This is a genomic window from Curtobacterium sp. MCLR17_042 (assembly GCF_003234695.1).
Classification (GTDB): domain Bacteria; phylum Actinomycetota; class Actinomycetes; order Actinomycetales; family Microbacteriaceae; genus Curtobacterium; species Curtobacterium flaccumfaciens.
This window is the reverse complement of the sequence record NZ_QKTD01000007.1, coordinates 78,852-93,996: the sequence shown is the minus strand read 5'-3', so window position 1 is coordinate 93,996 and position 15,145 is coordinate 78,852. Positions and strand designations below refer to the sequence as shown.

14 protein-coding genes are annotated in these 15,145 nt (G+C 71.7%); 12 read left to right on the top strand and 2 right to left on the bottom strand.

The features are described 5' to 3' along the window. The first annotated feature begins 120 nt into the window (after positions 1–120). A complete protein-coding gene (locus DEJ02_RS09015; RefSeq protein ID WP_111032745.1) occupies positions 121–1,002 on the top strand; it encodes an ABC transporter ATP-binding protein in 882 nt (293 codons plus the stop codon). Continuing rightward, a complete protein-coding gene (locus tag DEJ02_RS09010) occupies positions 999–2,075 on the top strand; it encodes an ABC transporter permease (protein WP_111030589.1) in 1,077 nt (358 codons plus the stop codon). Before DEJ02_RS09015 ends, DEJ02_RS09010 begins: the two co-directional genes overlap by 4 nt. 122 nt (positions 2,076–2,197) lie before the next feature. Here DEJ02_RS09010 and DEJ02_RS09005 read toward each other — a convergent pair whose 3' ends face one another. Both DEJ02_RS09005 and DEJ02_RS09000 read right to left on the bottom strand, forming a co-directional pair. Next, the gene (locus tag DEJ02_RS09005; RefSeq protein WP_071405947.1) at positions 2,198–2,701 is read right to left on the bottom strand and encodes a flavin reductase family protein; all 504 of its coding nucleotides are present in this window, start codon (positions 2,699–2,701) and stop codon (positions 2,198–2,200) included. Then, positions 2,698–3,213, bottom strand: a complete 516-nt coding sequence (locus DEJ02_RS09000) for an NADPH-dependent FMN reductase (protein WP_071405946.1) — start codon at positions 3,211–3,213, stop codon at positions 2,698–2,700. Before DEJ02_RS09000 ends, DEJ02_RS09005 begins: the two co-directional genes overlap by 4 nt. 677 nt (positions 3,214–3,890) lie before the next feature. Here DEJ02_RS09000 and DEJ02_RS08995 point away from each other — a divergent pair. The 10 genes from DEJ02_RS08995 to DEJ02_RS08950 are packed head-to-tail and all read left to right on the top strand — an operon-like array spanning position 3,891 to position 15,131. Next, complete coding sequence (locus tag DEJ02_RS08995; protein ID WP_111032744.1) at positions 3,891–5,072, top strand: sugar ABC transporter substrate-binding protein; 1,182 nt, start codon at positions 3,891–3,893, stop codon at positions 5,070–5,072. Continuing rightward, positions 5,069–6,775: a sugar ABC transporter ATP-binding protein gene (locus DEJ02_RS08990; RefSeq protein WP_111032743.1), complete on the top strand. Its 1,707-nt coding sequence runs from the start codon at positions 5,069–5,071 to the stop codon at positions 6,773–6,775. The genes DEJ02_RS08995 and DEJ02_RS08990 overlap by 4 nt, the downstream gene beginning before the upstream one ends. Next, positions 6,775–7,812 (top strand): ABC transporter permease, encoded by a 1,038-nt coding sequence (locus DEJ02_RS08985; protein ID WP_111032742.1) that lies wholly within the window; start codon positions 6,775–6,777, stop codon positions 7,810–7,812. Before DEJ02_RS08990 ends, DEJ02_RS08985 begins: the two co-directional genes overlap by 1 nt. Positions 7,813–7,867: 55 nt before the next feature. Next, complete coding sequence (gene rutA / locus DEJ02_RS08980; RefSeq protein ID WP_111032741.1) at positions 7,868–8,968, top strand: pyrimidine utilization protein A; 1,101 nt, start codon at positions 7,868–7,870, stop codon at positions 8,966–8,968. Further along, a complete protein-coding gene (locus tag DEJ02_RS08975) occupies positions 8,965–9,876 on the top strand; it encodes a carbon-nitrogen hydrolase family protein (RefSeq protein WP_111032740.1) in 912 nt (303 codons plus the stop codon). The genes rutA and DEJ02_RS08975 overlap by 4 nt, the downstream gene beginning before the upstream one ends. After that, positions 9,873–11,516: an amidase gene (locus DEJ02_RS08970; protein WP_111032739.1), complete on the top strand. Its 1,644-nt coding sequence runs from the start codon at positions 9,873–9,875 to the stop codon at positions 11,514–11,516. Before DEJ02_RS08975 ends, DEJ02_RS08970 begins: the two co-directional genes overlap by 4 nt. Positions 11,517–11,559: 43 nt before the next feature. Further along, positions 11,560–13,017 (top strand): MFS transporter, encoded by a 1,458-nt coding sequence (locus tag DEJ02_RS08965; protein ID WP_181440311.1) that lies wholly within the window; start codon positions 11,560–11,562, stop codon positions 13,015–13,017. Positions 13,018–13,063: 46 nt separating this feature from the next. Next, positions 13,064–13,687 (top strand): isochorismatase family protein, encoded by a 624-nt coding sequence (locus DEJ02_RS08960; RefSeq protein WP_111032737.1) that lies wholly within the window; start codon positions 13,064–13,066, stop codon positions 13,685–13,687. After that, positions 13,684–14,316, top strand: coding sequence for a TetR-like C-terminal domain-containing protein (locus DEJ02_RS08955; RefSeq protein WP_111032736.1), 633 nt, complete (start codon positions 13,684–13,686; stop codon positions 14,314–14,316). Before DEJ02_RS08960 ends, DEJ02_RS08955 begins: the two co-directional genes overlap by 4 nt. Then, positions 14,313–15,131: a GntR family transcriptional regulator gene (locus DEJ02_RS08950; RefSeq protein ID WP_071405936.1), complete on the top strand. Its 819-nt coding sequence runs from the start codon at positions 14,313–14,315 to the stop codon at positions 15,129–15,131. The genes DEJ02_RS08955 and DEJ02_RS08950 overlap by 4 nt, the downstream gene beginning before the upstream one ends. Positions 15,132–15,145: the final 14 nt, after the last annotated feature.

Sequence of the window (15,145 nt, the reverse complement as noted above, 5' to 3'; positions counted from 1 at the left end):
CCCCCACGCGGTGGAGCCGACCACCCACCCAAGTCCCGCCTGGCGGCGGAGGCGGGGCGTGCCTCCCGGCCAATAGCGTCGGACGCAGCGACGACCAGCGTCGCGACGAAGGGGAACGACATGCTCACCATCGAAGGGGTGACCAAGCACTTCGGCGACCGCCGGGTGCTCGACGACGTGGGGTTCACGGTCGGCAGCGGCCGCCTCACCGGCTTCGTCGGCGGCAACGGTGCCGGCAAGACCACCACCATGCGCATCATGCTCGGCGTGCTCCAGGCCGACGCCGGCTCGGTCTCGATCGACGGCACTGCGGTCCGTCCTGTCGACCGCCGCCGCTTCGGCTACATGCCCGAGGAACGTGGCCTGTACCCGAAGATGCCGGTGGCCGAGCAGATCACCTACCTGGCCCGGCTGCACGGCGTCGACAAGCGCGCCGCGACGACCCGCACCGGCGAGCTGCTCGAACGCCTCGAACTCACCGCACACGCCGGCGACCCCGTCGAGAAGCTCTCGCTCGGCAACCAGCAGCGCGTGCAGATCGCGGCGGCGCTGGCACACGACCCCGAGGTGCTCGTGCTCGACGAGCCGTTCTCAGGCCTCGACCCGATGGCCGTCGACACCGTGCTCGGCGTCCTGCGCGAGACCGCGGCCCGGGGCGTCCCGGTGCTGTTCTCGAGCCACCAGCTCGACGTGGTCGAGCGGCTCTGCGACGACGTCGTCGTCATCGCCGGTGGCACGATCCGCGCCGCCGGTCCGCAGGAGGAGCTCCGCAAGCAGGCCGGGCCCGCCGCGTGGGAGCTGCTGGTCGACGGGGACGTCGCCTGGCTCCGCGACGAGCCGGGTGTGGCCGTGCGGGAGTTCGACGGCGGGTACGCGGTCTTCGAGGCCGACGCCGCCACCGCCCAGCGCGTCCTGCAGCGTGCCGTCCAGCACGGCACCGTCGGGTCGTTCTCGCCGCGGGTGCCGCGGCTCAGCGAGGTCTTCCGGGAGGTCGTCCGATGAACAACTCCTTCGTGCAGGCCGTGCGGCTCGTCTCCGCACGTGAGATCCAGGCACGCATCCGCAGCAAGGCCTTCGTGGTCTCGGCGCTCATCCTGATCGGCATGGTCGTCGCATCGATCGTCGTCGGCGGGATCGTGAGCAAGGCCACCGCCGACGACACCACCCCGGTCGCGGTCGTCGACGGCGTCTCGCTGCCGACCACGAGCGGGCTCGACGTCACGCAGTCGGCATCGGTCGACGACGCCGAACGGCTCGTGACGAAGGGCGACGTCGACGCGGCGATCGTGCCGTCGGACGACCCGCTCGGCTACAAGGTCGTCGGGCTCGACGAGGCCCCGTCCGAGGTCGTCTCGGCGTTGAGCGTCACCCCGCGCATCGAGCTGCTCGACCCGGACGCGCTGCCGGGCGGCCTGGTCTACCTCATCGCCATCGCGTTCGGCGTCGTGTACTTCGCGTCGGCGGTGACGTTCGGCCAGTCGATCGCGCAGAGCGTCGTCGAGGAGAAGTCGACGCGGGTGGTCGAGATCCTGATGTCCGCGATCCCGGCCAGGGCGCTGCTCGCCGGCAAGGTCCTCGGCAACAGCATCATGGCCTTCGCCCAGATCGTCGCGGTGGCCGTCGCCGCCATCGTCACGTTGGCGGTGACCGGCCAGGACAACATGTTCGCGATGCTCGGCCCGAGCATCCTGTGGTTCATCGGCTTCTTCGCGATCGGGTTCGTGCTCCTCGCGTCGCTGTTCGCCGCGGCGGCCGTGCTGGTGTCACGTCAAGAGGACGTCGGCAGCGTCACCACGCCGGTGATGATGCTCGTGATGATCCCGTACTTCCTGATCATCGTCGCGTACGACAACCCGACGATCCTCGGCATCATGTCGTACGTGCCGTTCAGTGCCCCGATCGGCATGCCGATGCGGATCTTCCTGGGGACGGCCGAGTGGTGGGAGCCGATCCTGTCGCTCGTCATCGTCGCCGCTTCGGTGGTCGCGGTCGTGGTCATCGGTGCCCGCGTCTACGAGAACGCACTGCTCCGCACCGGCAGTCGCGTGAAGCTGTCGGAGGCGCTGCGCGGCTGACGCCGGCAGGCCCGGCAGACCCGGCAAGCCCGGCAGGCCCGGCGGGTTCGGACTGGAGGCCCGCCCCACGTGAGCAGATCTGCTCACGCGGGGCGGGCCTCCAGTCCGTTGCCCGGCGCCGGTCAGGCGGTCAGGGTCGCGAAGGCGGACCGGTGCCAGACCAGCGGGTTGTGCGCGAAGTCGGACATGAGCCCGAGCACCCGGAGCACCACGATGTCGTGGTCGCCGGCCGGGTAGGTGTGCTCGACCGAGCACTCCAGCCAGATCGGGGCCCCCTGCAGGAACACCGCACCCGTCTCGGCGACCGTCGTGTCGACACCGACGAAGCGGATCGACTTGTCACGCGAGGCGAGCTGCCGGGTGACCTGCGCGTGCCCCTCACCGAGGATCGAGACACCGATCGTGCCGGCGTCCCGGAGCACCGGCCACGTGGTCGACGTGTGCTGCACCGCGAACATCACGAGCGGCGGGTCCTGCGAGACGCCGACCGTGAACGAGGAGGCCACGAGCACGGTCGGTTCGCCGTCCACGACGGCGGAGAGCGCGGCGACGCCGCACGGGAACCCGGAGAACGCCTGCTTGAGCGCGGACAGGTCCGGGGCCTCGGTGGAGTAGGGGCTGATCATGACGCGGTTCCTTCCTGGTGGACGGCGGCCGCACCGAGGACGACGTCCTGCCAGCGGGCGAGCCACACGTCGGTCGATGCGGGGTCCGAGTACTGCTTGTCGTTGAGGTACAGGGCGGGTGCGACGACGGTCGCGCCGAGTTCGACCAGCACCGGCTTGAGGAAGACCTCGGGGGCGAGGGCATGGGCCGGGCCGGCGCCGAGCATGAGCGGCACCGCGACGACGCCGGCGAGTCCGTCGCCGGTGCCGAACTGGTCGAGGAACAGCTTGAGCACGCCGGTGTAGGTCGCCTTGAACGTCGGCGACGCGACGACGACGAGGTCCGAACCGGCGACGGTCCGGACGGCGTCCGACACGGCGGCGTCACCCCAGCCGAGCAGGCCGGCACCGAGGTCGATGACGTCGACGACGTGGTCGGGGGCGCGGCCGGTGAGCCGTTCGAGCACGACCGTTGCGGCGTCGAGCGTCCGTGAGGCCGGCTTGGGGTTGCCGGCGACGACGGTGGTGATCATCGGGGTGCTCCTGTCGGTGGGCGGGTGGTGGGTGCGGGGGTGTTCTTGGAGCGTGTGGTTCGTGCAGCGGGTCGTTGGTGCAGTCCACCGCTCGTTCGTTTCGCCGCCGTGCCGCGTCCGTATCGGGTGGGTTACGCCAGCTGGCCCTGCCCCGTGGCACCCGAATGTCCCGGTCAGCGGGGCTGCGCCTCCGGGTCTCCCGGCCATTCCGCCAGGCACGGTCCTCGCTGACCGCGCCGAATTGTGAGAGCGCCGTTTCCGGAAGTCGCCTCGGATGGGTCCGGCGTGTTTCGCCCCGCCGTCGCCGGCCCGTCACCGCCCGGATCCGCCCCTCCTCGCGGGTCGGTGGCGCAGTCGTCCGCCCCGGATCGGCGGGGCGGACGCCCCTCGGCGTCGGGCGTCGCAGGTGGCCTAACACCAGCGAAACAAACGCCTAACAGGACCGTTACCGGGCGACCGCCTGCCGGTGCCCCGCGGCCGTTACATTCGCATCAGCCCCACTGCAGCGGCCGGCGTCACCGGCGATCCGCCGCCCCGCCGCCGCCCGGTCCGGCTCCCTGCACGTCCTGCCCCGCTCCGCGGGGCCTTCGTCGTACCCGCCGCAGCTCCCCCGTCCCCGCTCCGGCTCCCCGTCCCCGCACCTTCCCTGCTCCACCCGTCCAGGAGGTCCCCGACCGATGTCGTCCCCCGCACCGTCCCGAACGCGTCCGTCGCGTCCCGCGCTCCTCGCCGCCGCACTCGCCGGCGTGCTGTTGCTGTCCGCCTGCTCCGCCACCTCGACCGCGTCGACGAGTTCCGGTGACGACACCGCCGGTGTCGAGCACGCCACGAGCCAGATCAAGGCCGCCAGCGTCGACCCCGAGTTCACCTTCGAGGGCGCTCGCTTCGACATGTCGGGGATCGCCGGCAAGACGATCTTCAACATCCCGAACTCGTCCGCCGTCCCCTTCATCACCGCGGTCGACGAGGCCGGCGAGAAGGTCGCCGAGCAGTACGGCGCGAAGTGGATCGAGTACACGAACCAGGGCACGCCCACCGAGCACTCCGCCGGCATCGACCAGGCGATCAGCCGCGGAGCCGACATCATCGTGCTGGCGCAGGGCGTCAACGGCGAACTGATCGTCCCGGCACTGAAGCGTGCGAAGGCAGCGGGGATCCCCGTGCTGATCAGTCACACCTACCAGACCGGGCAGGCACTGCCGGACCAGCTGCAGGACCTCGTCGCCGCGCAGGTGACCGCCCCGTTCCACGAAGCCGCGAAGCTCAACGCCGACTGGGCCATCAAGGAGACCAAGGGCCAGGGCGACGTCCTCATCATCACGTCGTCCGAGGTGCCACCGTCCGACGGCATCGTCAAGGCGATGCAGGACGAGTTCGAGGCGCAGTGCGACGGCTGCAAGGTGAAGGTGACGAACATCCCCGTCGCCGACTGGGCGACGAAGATCTCGTCGACCGTGCAGTCCGCCGTGCAGTCCGACCCGAACCTCGACTACGTCCTGCCGGTCTACGACTCGATGACGCTGTACGTCGAGGCCGGCGTGACCGCTGCAGGCAAGACCGGCCAGGTCTTCACCTCCTCGTACAACGGCACCCCCGCGGTGCTGAAGATCCTGCAGGAGGGCAGCGTCCTCACGATGGACATCGGCGAGAACATGGAGTGGCTCGCCTACGCGACGCTCGACCAGGCCGGCCGTGTCCTGACCGGCACGCCGATCATCGAGGACGGCGACGAGAAGACCCCGCTGAAGGTCTTCACGAAGGACAACGTCGACGAGACCGGCACGCCGCCGGCGCCGAGCAAGGGCTACGGCGACGCGTACAAGACCGGGTACGAAGCGATCTGGGGCGCGGCCGAGTGACCGCCACCCGGGAGGCACGGCTCGGCTCCGCGTCGTCGGCTGCGGTCGTCGGGTCCGGTGCGGACACCGCGTCCGGTGCGGACCCCGCGTCCGTCGCGGACACCGCGCCGGTCCTGCGGATCAGCGGGCTCACGAAGCGCTTCGGCGGGCTGACCGCGCTCGACGACGTCGACCTCGAGGTCCTGCCGGGTCAGGTGCACGCACTGCTCGGCGAGAACGGCTCCGGCAAGTCGACCCTCATCAAGATCCTGTCCGGCACGTACGCGCCGGAACCGGGCGCGACGATCGAGGTCCGAGGCGCCCGGCTGCCCCTGCCGGTGCCTCCCGGGTACTTCCGCCGCGTCGGGATCAGCTTCGTCCACCAGGACCTCGCACTCGTGCCGTCGCTCGGCGTGACCGAGAACCTCCGGCTCGCGACCGTGGTGGCCGGGCGCGGACCCTTCGTCCGCTGGGGCGCCGAGCACCGTGCCGCGGCCGAGCTGTTCGCGCGGTACGGGGTGGACATCGACCCACGAGCACGGATCGACGAACTCACCGACACCCAGAAGGCCCTCGTCGCGATCCTGCGGGCAGTCGCCGAGCTGGGCGACGACCGGGCGCTCATCGTGCTCGACGAGCCGACGGTCTTCCTGCCGAAGGAGGACGCCGACCTGCTGTTCCGCGTCGTGAAGGACCTCGTCGCGGACGGCCGCACCTCGGCACTGCTGGTGTCGCACGACATGTCCGAGGTCCTCCAGCACGCCGACCGGGTCACCGTCCTGCGGGCCGGCCGGGTCCAGGCGCACCGGGACACCGCCACGACGACGGCGGACGAGCTCGTCTCCCTCATCGTCGGACGCGGACTGGACGGTCCCGCCGCCAGGACTCCGCGCCCGGCGACCACCGGCGACGCCGTCGTGACGGTGCGGGACCTCCGGGTCGGTGTCGTCGACGGTCTGTCCTTCGACGTCGCGGACGGCGAGGTCGTCGGCATCACCGGGCTCGCCGGTTCCGGTGTCGAGGACGTGCTGCCCGGCCTGTACGGCGCACGGCCCGCGACCGGCTCGCTCGCCGTGCGGCGCGACGGGGCGACGCCCGCGCCGGTCGACCTGGCACGGGTGACGCCCGGCTCCTCGATCGCCCGCGGCGTCGTGTACGTCCCCGCGGACCGCAAGCGCGAGGGCGGAGCGCTCACCCTGTCCGTCGAGCAGAACGTCACGCTCCCCGTCCTCGGGAAGCTCCGCGGGCTGCTCGGCCTGTCGCCAGCGCGGGAACGCGCCCACGTCGCGGGACTCGTCCGCGACTACGACGTCCGGCCCGCCGACCCGGCCGCCCTGTTCGGGACACTGTCCGGCGGCAACCAGCAGAAGGCCGTCCTGGCCAAGTGGATGCAGGACGACCCGAGGCTCGTGCTGCTGCAGGAACCGACCCAGGGTATCGACGTCGGGGCCCGCGCCGCGATCTTCTCGATGCTCCGCCGGAGTGCGGAGCAGGGCGTCACGATCGTCTGCGCCTCCACCGACTACGACCAGCTCGCGCAGGTGTGCGACCGCGTCGTCGTCCTCGCCCACGGCCGCGTGCACGACGTGCTGACCGACGACCGGATCGACCGCGACGTCATCGCGGCTGCCGTCGTGGCGAGCCTCGTCGACGACGACGCCCCGGCGGCCCCCGCCGTGCCCTCCTCCCCCGATGCCTCCTCCGCAGTCAAGGAGAACGCCTGATGTCCACCACCGCCGACCCCGTCCTCGAGACCTCGATCGTCCGTCCGACCCGCCCGCGCTTCTCGTGGGGGCACACCGAGCGGTACGCGCTGCTCGGCGCCTGGCTCGTCATCGTCATCGCGTTCAGCATCGCGCTGCCCGACACCTACCCGACCCTCGGCAACCTGCAGAACATCCTCGGGTCCCAGTCGGTGTTGCTCATCCTGGCGCTCGGGTTCCTGTTCCCGCTCACCGCGGGCGAGTTCGACCTCTCCGGCGCCTCGACGATGTCGCTCTCCGCCATGACCATCGCCGTGCTCAACGCGAAGATGGACGTCCCGCTCGTGCCCGCGATCGCCGCCGGCCTGGTCATCGGCGTCGTCGTGGGTCTGGTCAACGGCCTGCTCACCGTCGGGTTCCGCATCGACTCGTTCATCGTCACCCTCGGCACGTCGACGTTCATGATCGGGATCATCCAGTGGATGAGCGCGTCGTCGTCGGTGACGGGCATCGACCCGGCGCTCGTGCAGGCCACCGTCGGGTGGCGGGGCCTGGCGGGCCTGCCGCTCGCGTTCGTCTACGGCCTGATCGCCACCGTCGTCGTCCTGGTCGTGCTGAGCGCCACCCCGGTCGGCCGGCGACTGCTGTTCGTCGGCACCGGCCGCACCGTCGCCGAACTCTCCGGGCTGAACGTGCGACGGCTGCGGGTCGGCGCGTTCGTCGGCGCCGGGCTCACCGCCGCGGTCGCCGGAGTCGTGTACGCCGGCACCCTCGGTGGCGCCGACCCGTCGAGCGGACAGTCGTTCCTGCTCCCCGCGTTCGCCGCCTGCTACCTCGGCGCGACCGCGATCGTCCCGGGGCGCTTCAACGCGATCGGCACCTTCATCGCCGTGTACTTCCTGTTCTCCGGAGTCGTCGGCCTGCAGATGCTCGGCGCCGACAACTTCGTGCAGCAGCTGTTCTACGGCGGCGCCCTCATCGTCGCCGTCGCCGTGTCGCAGACCATCCGGCGGCACTCCGTCGCGACCGCCGCCAAGGCCGCCGCGAAGCGTTCCTGACCCCGCTCCCCCGTTCGCCCCTCCCTCGACACCCACCACAGAAAGCGAGTCCCCCATGGACATCGGAGTCTTCATCCCGATCGGCAGCAACGGCTGGCTCATCTCCACCACCTCGCCCCAGTACAAGCCGTCGTTCGACCTCAACCTCGAGATCGTGCAGAAGGCCGAGTCGTACGGCTTCGACTTCGCCCTCTCGATGATCAAGCTGCGCGGCTTCGGCGGCCCGAGCGGCTTCTGGGACGAGAACCTCGAGTCCTTCACCCTGATGGCCGGTCTCGCTGCCCGCACCGAGCGGATCCGCCTGTTCGCGACGACCGCCGTCCTGACCATCCCGCCGGCGATCGCGGCACGCATGGCGGCGACGGTCGACTCGATCTCGCACGGCCGCTTCGGGCTGAACCTGGTCGCCGGGTGGCAGAAGGCGGAGTACGACCAGATGGGCCTCTGGCCGGGCGACGAGGTGCACTTCAAGCGCCGCTACGCCTACCAGACCGAGTACATGCAGGTGATGAAGGAGCTGTGGGAGACCGGCCGGAGCGACTTCCACGGCGAGTACTTCCAGATGGACGACTGCCGGATGCTCCCGCGGCCGACGTCGCACATCCCGATCGTCTCGGCCGGCCAGTCGTCGCAGGGCATGGCGTTCGCCGCGGAGTACTCGGACTACAACTTCTCGATGGGCGTCGGCGTGAACACCCCGACCGCCTACGCCGAGCAGAACCAGGCGCTGCTCGAGGCCCGCGAGAAGACCGGCCGCGACGTCGGCTCCTACGTGCTCTTCATGGTCATCGCCGACGAGACCGACGAGGCCGCCCAGGCGAAGTGGGAGCGGTACAGCGACGGGGTCGACGTCGAGGCGATCGCCTGGATGACCGGCCAGGCACTCACCGACGCCGAGGGCGAGGAGGGCAACACGGCGAAGCGGATCTCGCTGCCCGAGGGCGCCGTGAACATGAACATGGGCACGCTCGTCGGCTCCTACGAGCACGTCGCGGCGATGCTCGACGAGGCCGCCGGGGTCGAGGGCACGAAGGGCATCATGCTGGTGTTCGACGACTTCCTGCAGGGGATGGACGACTTCGGCACCCGCATCCAGCCGCTGATGCGCACCCGCGAGGGCGTCGCTTCCGCTGCTCCGAGCGCGGTCACCGCATGAGCGCCGCAGCGAGCCGTCCGGTCATCGAGGTCGCGGTCGTCCAGGCCGGCGAGGTCCCCGCCGACCACGACGTCGCCCTCGACGAGCTCATCGCCCTGTTCGAGGAAGCCGCCGTCGGCGCCGACCTCGTCGTCTTCCCCGAGCTCTGCACCACGCCCTACTTCTGCGGTGTGGTCAACGACAGCCGGAAGTCCTGGGCACAGCCCGTCCCCGGTCCGGCGACCGCCCGCTTCGCGAGTGCGGCGAAGCGTCTGGGCACCGCCGTCGCCTTCGGTCTCTACGAGGACGCCGGTGGGGCCCAGTACAACAGCGCGGTGCTCATCGACGCCGACGGCACGCTCGTGCCGGGCACCGACGTGCACGGCGACCGTGTGGCGTCGTACCGGAAGACCTCGATCCCGACGAACGCGATCTCCGACGTCGACGAGAAGCACTACTTCGAAGCCGGTTCCGGACCGGTCGTGTTCGACGCGCTCGGCACCCGCTTCGGCATGCTCATCTGCTACGACCGGAGCTTCCCGGAGTACTGGCTCGCGTCACGGGCCGCCGGCGCCGAGGTGATGCTCGTGCTCGTGTCCTCGATGGGCTTCCGCGAGACCCTGTTCACCCAGGAGCTGCAGGTCCGCGCGCTCGAGACCCAGACGTGGGTCCTCGCCCCGAACCGCGGCGGCGAAGAGACCGTCGACGGCAAGACCGTCAGCTACTTCGGTCGGTCCTCGGTCGTCTCACCACGGGGTGACCTGGTCGTCTCGGCCCCCGCCCACCAGGCGGGGCCGATCATCCGGGCCACCATCGACGTCGGCGAGGTCACGGCAGCCCGCCGGGACTTCCCGCTCGGACGTGACCGGCAGCCCGGGGTGTTCCGGTACCTCGCCGACGCCCACGCAGCGGCGGCGGTCCCCGCGTGACGGACGTCGCCGCCCTGGTCCGCGGCACCATCGCACCGCAGCTCGACCGCGCGCTGGCCGCGAGCCGTGCGAACCCGTTGCCCGCCGCCCCGTCGGCGCTGCCCGCGGAACCGGCCCACAGCGCGCAGCTGTTCGGCCGGCTCCTCGACGCAGCGGTCGACGGGGCCCCGGCACCGACCGCTGCCGGGCCGGACGACGACCTGGCGGCGTCCCGGGCGGCCACCGACCCCGCCGCCGCCTCGGTCGTCGAGCTCCTCGCCGCGTACCGGTCCGGCACCACGACCCCGTCCGAGGTCCTCGCCGCACTCGCCCCGCACTGGACGAGCGACGACGTCTGGTCCGATGCCGTCCTGCGCCTGGTGCAGGGGGCCGAGGAAGCCGCCGCCGAGTCCACCCGCCGCTGGGCGGACGACGACGCCCGGCCGCTCGAGGGGATCCCGTTCGCCGTGAAGGACATCATCGACGTCGAAGGGACGATCGTCACGAGCGGCTCACTCCAGACCGGTGACCGTGTGGCCCCGGCCGACGCCACCGTCGTGGCCCGGCTCCGCTCCGCCGGCGCGATCCCGGTGTTCACCGCGGCCACCACCGAGTTCGCCTGCGGCGGGCCGCACAACGCCCGGTACGGCGCCGTGCGGAACCCCTGGGACCCCGAGCGCTGGACGGGTGGCTCCTCGACGGGGTCGGGTTCCGCACTCGCCGCCCGGATCGTCCCGCTCGCGCTCGGGTCGGACACCGGCGGGTCGATCCGCGTGCCGTCCGCCCTCTGCGGGACCACCGGGATCAAGCCGACGTACGGGCTCGTGCCGCGCACCGGGGTCGCGAGCCTGTCGTGGACCCTCGACCACGTCGGACCGATGGCACGCTCCGCGGAGGACCTCGCGCTCGTCCTGCGGGTCATCGCAGGCTCCGACGGCCAGGACCCGACGACGTTCCCCACCGTCCCGCTCATCGAGGCCGCGCCGGAACGGGTCGAGGGGCTCCGGATCGGGGTCCCGCTCGGCTGGTTCACCGAACGCGTCGACCGTGCGGTGCTCGATGCACACGCCGCGGCGGTCGAGCGGTTCCGCGAGCTCGGTGCGACCCTCGTACCGATCGAGTTCGACGACCTGGAGTCGATCGACTCGGAGTGCTGGACGGTGTTCTACGGTGAGCTCGCCGCGAACCAGGAGGCCAACGCCGGCACGGCCGACCTGTTCGACGCCGGGACCCGCGCCCGGTTCGACGTGTCGTTCCTGCCGACCGCTGCCGACTACCTCCGGGCACTCCGCCGCCGCCCGCTCGTGCAGGCCGCGATGGTCACCCGGATGGACGAGGCCGGCGTCGACGTGGTGCTCACCCCCGGGATCGGCGCCACCGCCCCGCGACTCGACGACCTGACGATGTCGGTCGACGGCGAGCGCTTCAACCTGCACGACGTCATCCCCCGGAACACCCGGCTGTTCGACTACGTGGGGTTCCCCGCGCTGATGATGCCGGCGGGCACCGCGCCGGACGGTCTGCCCGTCGGCGTGCAGCTCGTCGCGCGGCCGTGGGACGACCGCCTGGTACTGTCCGCAGCGGCCGCCTTCCAGCGGACCACGACGCACCACCGCAGGGTGCCGTCGTCGTCCGCCGTGCGAGGGCCGAGCGATCGGTAGCCGCACCGTCGACGAGGGCGCCGCCCGGCGACGCGCCTGGCAGGTGCTCTGCGCGTCGAGCCTCAGCGTCGTCCTCGTCTTCATCTCCTCGAGCGCACTCCTCATCGCGCTCCCCGACGTCAGCCGTGACCTCGACGCCAGCGCCGTGCAGTCCAGCTGGGTGCTCCTCAGCTACATGCTCACCACGACCACCCTCATCCTGGTCTTCGGGCGCATCGCCGACCTCGTCGGTCGTCGCCGCCTCTACATCGCCGGGATCCTCGTCTTCCTGCTCGCCTCACTCGCGTGCGGCTTCGCCCCGGACGCGGCGGTGCTGCTCGGCGCCCGACTCGTGCAGGGTGTGGGCGCGGCGGCGATCGTCACCAACACGACCGCGCTGCTCACCGATGTCTTCCCGGAGTCGATCCTGTCGCTCGGCCTCGGTCTGAACGCGACCGTCGCCGCGGTGGGGCAGGTCATCGGTCCGGTCGTGGGCGGCCTGGTCGCCGAGTCGTTCGGGTGGCGCTGGATCTTCCTCGCCGGTGTGCCGATCTCACTGGCCGGACTCATCTGGTCGCTCCGGCTGATCCCGCACAGCACGCGTCCCCGTTCCGGCGAGCGCCTCGACGTACCGGGGTCGGTCCTGTCCGTCGCCGCCGTCGGACTGCTCGTCGGTGCGGTCTCGACCGGCGGCTCGGTCGGCTGGTCGGCCGTGCCCGTCGTCGCGATGACCGCCGGCGCGGTCGTGCTCGGCGGTGTGTTCGTGTGGACCCAACGCCGGGTCACGCACCCCCTGGTCGACCCGGCGATCTTCCGCGACCGCACCACCATCACCCTGTTCTCCGCCGCCGGGCTGTGCGCCCTGTCCAGCTACGCACTGGTCCTGCTGGCTTCCCTGTCGTTCCAGGCGGTCGACGGCAAGGACGCCGTCGACGCCGCCCTCTGGGTGCTGCCCACGCCGATCGGCACGACGGTCGCGGCGGTGAGCGCCGGGTTCCTCGCCCGCCGGGTCGCCGCGCGGACGCTGTCGACCATCGGCATGCTCCTCATCGCGCTCGGCGCCGCGGTGCTCGCGGTGTCCCTCGCCGACGGCGACGCCTACGCCGTCACCGCCACCGGCCTCGGCGCCGTCGGGGTCGGCACGGGCGTGTTCATGACGCCGAGCACGTCGGCACTGATGACCCGCGTCCCGGAGCACCGCCGCGGCATCGCGAACGCCATCCGTTCGGCCCTGCAGAACGCCGGTTTCCTGTTCTCGACGGCGCTCGGCCTCGCGATCGCGACGGGCGGCCTGTCCGCGGCACAGGCGGCTGCGGCCTACGACGGCAGCCTGCTCAGCCTGCCGTCCGGCGACGTCCAGGTGTTCGTCGACGGCGTCCGCGCCGCGGCGCTGACGTTCGCCGGCTGCGCGGCCCTGGGGGCGCTCATCGTCGCGTTCGGTCCGTTCGGGCCTCCCGACCGGGAGGCGCCACTCCGGCCCGACAGGTCGGGGCCGATCCCCGAGCCGGGGGCGTCCACGTGACCGTCCCCACCCTGGCAACGACCACCCACGACGGAAGCAGGACGCCATGACCGACGACCACCAGGACTACGCGGCAGCCGGCTTCACCGGCACGCTCCGCCCAGGACGACGCGCTGCGCTCGTCGTGGTCGATCCGGTCCGCGCCTACGTCGACCCCGACTGCGGGCTCTACGCCGGCGTCGAGGAACCCGTCGAGCGGATGCGGGAGCTCACCACCGCTGCCCGCGCCGCCGGGGTGCACGTGGCGATCACGACGATGGCGCTCTCCGCCGACGGGTCCAACGCCGGCGTGTTCTTCCGCAAGGTGCCGGCACTCGCCGCGTACTTGCCCGGCGCGTCCACCGGAGCGTTCGTCGACGGGCTCGAACCGCTCGACGGCGACACCCTGGTGCCCAAGCAGTACCCGAGCGCGTTCTTCGGCACGTCGCTGGCCGCCGACCTCGTCGCCCGCGGCGTCGACACGCTCTTCATCGCGGGGCTGTCGACGAGCGGGTGCATCCGCGCGACGGCCACGGACGCCATGCAGCACGGGTTCGTCCCGATCGTCGTGCGCGAAGCCGTCGGCGACCGGTTGCCGAGCGTGCACGAGGCCAACCTGTTCGACATCGCCGCCAAGATCGGCGAGGTCTGGCCCATGGACCAGGTGCTCGAGCACTGGGACGCGGCATGAGCACCACGACGCGCATCGAGGCGCCGGTCCGGGGCCGGCCGCGGAGCGCTGCCGTCGGCGAGTCCGTGTACACCGCGTGCGTCGAGATCCTGGCCGAGGGCGACCCTCGCGCGTTCACGATCCGGGCCGTCGCCGACGCGGCCGGCGTGGGTGCGGCGACGATCTACCGGCGGTGGTCGAGCAAGGAGGTCCTGCTCACCGAGACCGTGATCCGGTTGATGGAGGAGCACATCCCGACGGTGCAGGACGCCCCGATCGCCGAGGGTGTCCTCGGGCTCACCCGGGGATGGGTGCACGCCCTCGTCGCGACGCCGGTCGGTCGGGCGCTCCCGCTCATCGTGGAGACCGCGTCGCACGAGCCGCGGGTCGCCGAGGCCGTCGCCGAGTGGCACCTGGACCGGCGGCTGCGGGTGAACGCGATGCTGCAGCGGGCGATGGACGCGGGCGACCTGCGACCGGACGTCGACCTCGGCATCGCCGTGGACCTGCTCGGCGGGCCGACGTTCTACCGGCGCGTGTTCGTCTCGCTCGACATCCAGGCGCCCGACTACCCGGTGCGGCTGGCCCGGGAGTTCCTGCGGTGGGCCGGTTGGACCGGCGACCTGTCGACGGTGGGGGTGACCTCGTGACCGGGACCGTGCCGGAGGGGTTCGCCCCGTCCGCTGCCTGGACCGACATGGGGGTCGGGACGACACCGTCGGCACCGGGTCACTGGATCGGGTTCAACCGACGCTCCGACGCGGCCCGCCAGGTGTCCGACCTGATCCGGGCCGACATCGTCGCGGGGCGGTTCACCGGGCCGCTGCCCTACGAGTGGGAGCTGCTCGACCTGTACGGCACGACGCGGAACGTCCTGCGGGCTGCCCTCGCGTTGCTCAAGGAACAGCGGCTGCTGACCCGTGCGCCGCGATCGGGCACGTTCGGTGTGCGGCCCGTCGCCTCGGTGAGCCTGGCCCGCACGTCCGACGAGGTCACGATCTACGGCGAGACGGCCGGCGGCAGCGTGTTCGAGTCGCCCCGGCTCAGCATCGTGCACCTGTGCGTGCAGCAGGTGACCGCGCCGGAGACCGTCCGGCGCAACCTGCAGATGACCGGCAGCAGCGCCTTCTTCGTCGAGAGCCTCATCTCGTTCGACGGCGAACCGAGCCGGGTCCGGACGAGCTGGGTCCCGCACGAGCGGTTCCCCGACCTGGTCGCCGAACCGCTGACCGAGTACGTGCCGGACGTGCTCGTCAGGAAGGCCGGCGCGCGGCCGGAGGCACGACGGTTGCTCCTGAGCACCGTGAACGCCGACCAGTGGACGGCCGACCTGCTCGACATCGATCCCGGCCAGGCGATCTTCCACATCGAACGGCTGATGTGCCTGGCCGACGGGACACCCGTCGAGTACGGGTTCTCGCGGTACCGCGGTGACCGGGCGGTGATCGACTCCCGGATCACGTGAGGCCCGGGCGGGGA